Source organism: Clostridium oryzae (assembly GCF_002029235.1).
GTDB lineage: Bacteria > Bacillota > Clostridia > Clostridiales > Clostridiaceae > Clostridium_AE > Clostridium_AE oryzae.
Genome location: NZ_MZGV01000125.1, coordinates 1 through 5,014 on the forward strand (window position 1 = coordinate 1; position 5,014 = coordinate 5,014).

Annotated in this window: 4 protein-coding genes and 1 pseudogene; all 5 read right to left on the bottom strand. The window is 28.1% G+C overall.

The window, feature by feature from the left end; translation table 11 throughout:
* Positions 1 to 206 (bottom strand): annotated as a pseudogene (locus CLORY_RS22375) (chemotaxis protein); the annotation flags it as partial.
* Positions 207 to 236: 30 nt separating this feature from the next.
* The gene (locus tag CLORY_RS22380; RefSeq protein ID WP_079428737.1) at positions 237 to 1,241 is read right to left on the bottom strand and encodes a glycosyltransferase family 2 protein; all 1,005 of its coding nucleotides are present in this window, start codon (positions 1,239 to 1,241) and stop codon (positions 237 to 239) included.
* Between the two features lie 14 nt (positions 1,242 to 1,255).
* Complete coding sequence (locus CLORY_RS22385) at positions 1,256 to 2,914, bottom strand: glycosyltransferase (RefSeq protein ID WP_079428739.1); 1,659 nt, start codon at positions 2,912 to 2,914, stop codon at positions 1,256 to 1,258.
* 19 nt (positions 2,915 to 2,933) lie between these two features.
* Entirely contained in the window at positions 2,934 to 3,848 is a 915-nt protein-coding gene (locus tag CLORY_RS22390; RefSeq protein ID WP_079428741.1) for an NAD-dependent epimerase/dehydratase family protein, read from the bottom strand.
* A 17-nt stretch (positions 3,849 to 3,865) separates the two neighbouring features.
* Complete coding sequence (locus CLORY_RS22395; protein ID WP_079428743.1) at positions 3,866 to 4,870, bottom strand: glycosyltransferase; 1,005 nt, start codon at positions 4,868 to 4,870, stop codon at positions 3,866 to 3,868.
* Between the last annotated feature and the right edge of the window lie 144 nt (positions 4,871 to 5,014).

Sequence of the window (5,014 nt, forward strand, 5' to 3'; positions counted from 1 at the left end):
TTGTAGTACTGACTAGATATAATGATATAATCATAAGCATATTTTTTAATATCCTTTACTAATATAATCTCCCTATTATTGATTATTTGACCAACCTTACTAGAATCATTATCAATATATGCTTGGATATTAACTTTATTGCTGTCTATTGAATTCTCAACAAAGTATCTTCCTGATCCAGCTCCAAATAATAAAACATTTAACATTCTACACCTTCTTACATACATGTCTAAAAATTAAACAGTGCACAAAAACTGTTTTATAGAATCCATTCCTATAGATTTTAGTTTCAAAATAGCTTGTTCCCTTCCTGGTTCTGTTGCAATAAAAATATAATCAAAATCAATATTTATTATTTCATGGGGTTTATAAATATTCTCTCCTTCAAAATCTCCTGTCTTAAATTTATCTATAAAGCCAATGCATTTCGAAGTTGGCATCATTTGGCTTATTATCTCCTTTGATATTTTCCCACCATTTGAAGCTCCCCATACTAGGTAATTAAGTCTCTTTAAAGAACAATCATTAAAAACGTCAAAAAGTTTAATTCTAATACCATCTTTCAGTCCTTCATATTGTTTATTTTCATAATTAGTTTTTGAATTTTTATGTATTCTGTATTCTACAAGTTTTTCATTGAGTTTATAGATTTTAAATCCTGTTTTTAATGCTCTTAACCATAAATCCAAATCCTCTGCCCTATAATCTTTATATCCTTTTAATTTAGTAAAAATTTCTTTTCTAAACATTACAGACGAATGCGCAAAGCAATACCAATAATTTAATAACGCTTCTCTTACATGTCCATCTAAAAAGGGTATATTTAACATTTTATCATACTTTAATCTCTCATTTTCTGATATATCTCCTATTATATTTACCTGGGTACCTAAAATATCTACATTTTCATGAGTTTTCAAAAATTCAAGCTGTTTTTCTAACCTCATAGGAAACGACACATCATCAGCATCCATTCTTGCAATGTACTTTCCTTTTGATATACTTATTCCTTCATTTAGCGAATATACAAGTCCTTTATTTTTCCTAGAAATGACTACTATTTTGTCATCTTTTCGCTTATAGTTCATAATAATATCTAATGAACTATCTGTAGATCCGTCATCTATTATAATAAATTCAAAGTCTCTAATTGTTTGAGCTAAAATACTTTCTATTGATTGCATTAAATACTTTTCTGAATTATACACTGGCATAATAACTGAAATGAAATTATTTTTCATATCCAATTCTCCTTTTACAGACCATATCCCAAAATTATATTATCAAGTAGTTCCATGCCTATTTCTCTTAGTGTGTTATATGCTTCATTTTTGCCTATAGTTGTGGCGATAACATAATAATACTTGATATTATTATCTAATTTATTCAAATTATATATTTTGTAATTTTCATATGTACCTGATTTATATTTATCTATGAATCCACTGAGCTCAAAGTTAGGTAAAAATTCACTGAAAATTTTTTTTGTGACTCTACCAGAATTACTCGCACCCCAAATGTAATACCTTATTTTTTTATTGCCAAATCTACCTTTTAAAAATAGAACTCTCGTTTTCATTTTTTCCATATACTCATTGTCTAACTTATCATCTATTAGCAATTGTTTAGTAAAAGCTTTCCATTCAGACTCGAAATCATTTTTATTTGTATTCTCCGAGTCACTTACTATATTATTGGGTAGTATCTTTTTATATGTACCTAAATATGTATTACATTCATGTTCAATACTATTTAATTTTTCATTTTTAATATTATTTTTTAGAGAATTCAAAATAACAGGATTATCGATAATGAATTGTATTATGGTTGACAACTGATCTGCGTTACCTATATCATAAACAAAACCATTAAAACAATTTTTTATTTTCTCTGCCATTCCCCCTACATTTGAAGCTATTACCGGTATATTGCAAGCTAATGCTTCATGCAAAGTTAATGGATAGTTTTCATAACATAAAGATGGAACTACTAGAACATCTATTTCGCTTAGAACCTTTCCAACATCTTCTTCTCCAAATACTCCACAAAACTCCACATTATGTAATTTATATTTATCTACTAATATGGAACTTATATCATCAAATTGAAATCCATACAATTTAAGTGAAGACTTTGGGTCTTTTATCTTCGAAAATGCCTTCAATAGAACAGTAAGTCCTTTAATGTATAATGTTCCTCCCGCATATCCAAAAATTATTCTATCTTTATCCTTATAAACTTTTTTGTTTTCAACAATTCTTTTATAATTAATACCATGATTATTTACATATACCTTTAATCCATTAAAATGTTCCTCAAACATTTTAGCCAAAAAATTGGATGGAGAAAATACATAGCTTGCTTGATTTAAAATTGTCTCAGCACATTTGTATCTTTTCTCCGTGTACTTTGATACAGCATAGCACTCTTGATTACATCTATCATTATTCGTTCTGCCCGTGCATAGCTTCAGCGTAGATGTTAATAAATTGCCTCTAGGACACATCATAGAAAAATCAGTCAACGTAATAATATATGGTATATTTCTATCTTTGGCAACAGACGCGAACTCTGATGTCCTTATTGGGTGGCAAATATGTACTATATCTGGTTTAAAATCGCCAATAATTTTTTCAGCAAAGTCTCTTATCTCTAAGTTATTAAAATCATATTCCAGCGGAGGTATTGGATTCTTATGCCTAAATGCAATAATATCTAACCCTTCATATTGAAATTTTTTATAAATCAAATTTTCAAAAGCTTCATTATAAAAATTATCTTCGTAGTTACTATATGTTATTATCTGCACTTCATTACCTTCACGTTTCATATAAGAAGATATATTAAATAAAAATTTTTCAGTACCATAGAAACTTTCTGGATAAAACACATGAATTAAATATAGAATTTTCATACTCTAACCACCTTTTATTTTACACCATTTTAGGAGTATTAAGAGTTTTTCTTATTCCTTCTAAAATAGTATACTTAGGGCTCCACTTTAATGTATCCATTATTTTTTTGTTACTCATCCAACTCTGCTTTATATCCCCGTCTCTCCAATCTCTATACACTGGAGATATGTCCTTTTGCAAAACTGTATTTATCATATAAATCAAATCATTTATTGATGTTTTAATACCAGTACAAACATTAAAGATATCATTAATATTACTTTCCATAGCCATTATAGATGCCATCGCAACATCTTCTACATATACAAAGTCCCTAATTTGATTTCCATTTCCAAAAACTATGGGTTTCTTTCCTTCAAGCATTTTTTCGCAAAATATTGCTATAACTCCTCCTTCTCCGCTTGAATCCTGTCTTGGTCCATAAACATTAGAGCATCTTAATGAAGTGTATTCTATTCCATATAGATTTCTATAAACTTGCAGATAATGCTCTACTGTATGTTTTGATACACCATATTGTGACAACATATTTAACTTATGGTTCTCATCAATAGGCAAATATTCTGGTTCGCCAAATATTGCCGCAGATGCTGGATAAATGATTTTCTTTACGTTACTTTGTTTACATGCTTCTAAAATATTTAATGACCCTATAATGTTTACTTTAGCATCATTTATTGGATTTTCAATTGACTTTGGTACACTCATTTGTGCAGCTTCATGAATTACAAAATCAGGTTTCTCTTCTTCAAAAAGATATTTTAATTCATTATTGCATATGTCCATTCTATAAAATTTAGCTTTAGAATTTACATTTTCAGCTTTTCCATGAATCAAACTATCTATAACTATAACTTCATAATTCTTTTGTATTAATAAATCAACTATATGTGATCCTATAAAACCTGCTCCCCCAGTTACTATTACCTTCAACTCTTCTCCTCCAAAGTTCATAATATATATGTATAATCATAAGTTCGCTTATACCCTAGGTTATTAAGATATATCTCAGCTTCCTCTTTCCCAGGTTGTGTAGCAATAAATATATAATCGAACTTAATATCACTAATCTTGTCTGGATGAACTATCTTTACTCCATTAAACTCTCCGCCTTTATATTTATCAATATAAGCACACAATTTCATATTATTAAATGATTCATTAATCACACTATATAACATGTTTCCGCCATTGCTTGCCCCCCAAATGATATAATTAGTAACATTATTTATAAATGTTACGTATTTCAATTTGCACTTAATAATTTCATTATCTCGCTCTTTATTCTTTGAATCTAATACTGATTTAGAACCATTATGAATTCTATACTTTAGTAACTTTTCTTGGATATTTTTTATTTGATATCCATAATTTAAGGCTCTTATCCATAATTCATAATCTTCAGTATATTTATATAGTTCGTCATATCCACCAAGCGATCTAATGCAGTCGCTTCTAAACATAACAGAAGGATGTGCAATAGGTGTTCCTTTTAATGAAATTTCTACAATGTTTTCTTCATCAATTTGAAAATTAAATGCTCTATTACATGTATTCTTTTCATTATCATCAACATCTCCAAATGCCTCGATAAATGTACCTAAAATATCTGTACTTTTATTTTTGTCTAAATAATTTACTTGCTTCTCTAATCTCGCAGGCATTGAAATATCATCAGCATCCATTCTAGCAACATATTTTCCACTTGCCATATTTATCCCCTCATTCAGTGAATAGACAAGTCCTTTATGTTCTCTAGAAATTACAATAATCCTATTATCTCTACTAGCATATCCATTTATTATTTTATGAGAATCATCAGATGATCCATCGTCAATTACTATGAATTCAAAATTTTTATAAGTCTGATTTAATATACTTTCTATCGATTCACATAAATACTTCTCATTATTATATACTGGCATTATAACTGATACTCTAGAATTTGATATCATTTTTACACTCCTAATCATAATATCAACCAATATTTCTCAATACGGTTATAATTTAATATTTCTTGATAATACAAAAAAATATTAAATTTTTATATATAGAATTGATTTTTACATTTCTCTAATAAAATATCATCATCTAATATC

Coding starts and splice junctions, on each gene's coding strand:
- CLORY_RS22380 (WP_079428737.1), bottom strand. CDS start 1,241: ATGAAAAATAATTTCATTTCAGTTATTATGCCAGTGTATAATTCAGAA.
- CLORY_RS22385 (WP_079428739.1), bottom strand. CDS start 2,914: ATGAAAATTCTATATTTAATTCATGTGTTTTATCCAGAAAGTTTCTAT.
- CLORY_RS22395 (WP_079428743.1), bottom strand. CDS start 4,870: ATGATATCAAATTCTAGAGTATCAGTTATAATGCCAGTATATAATAAT.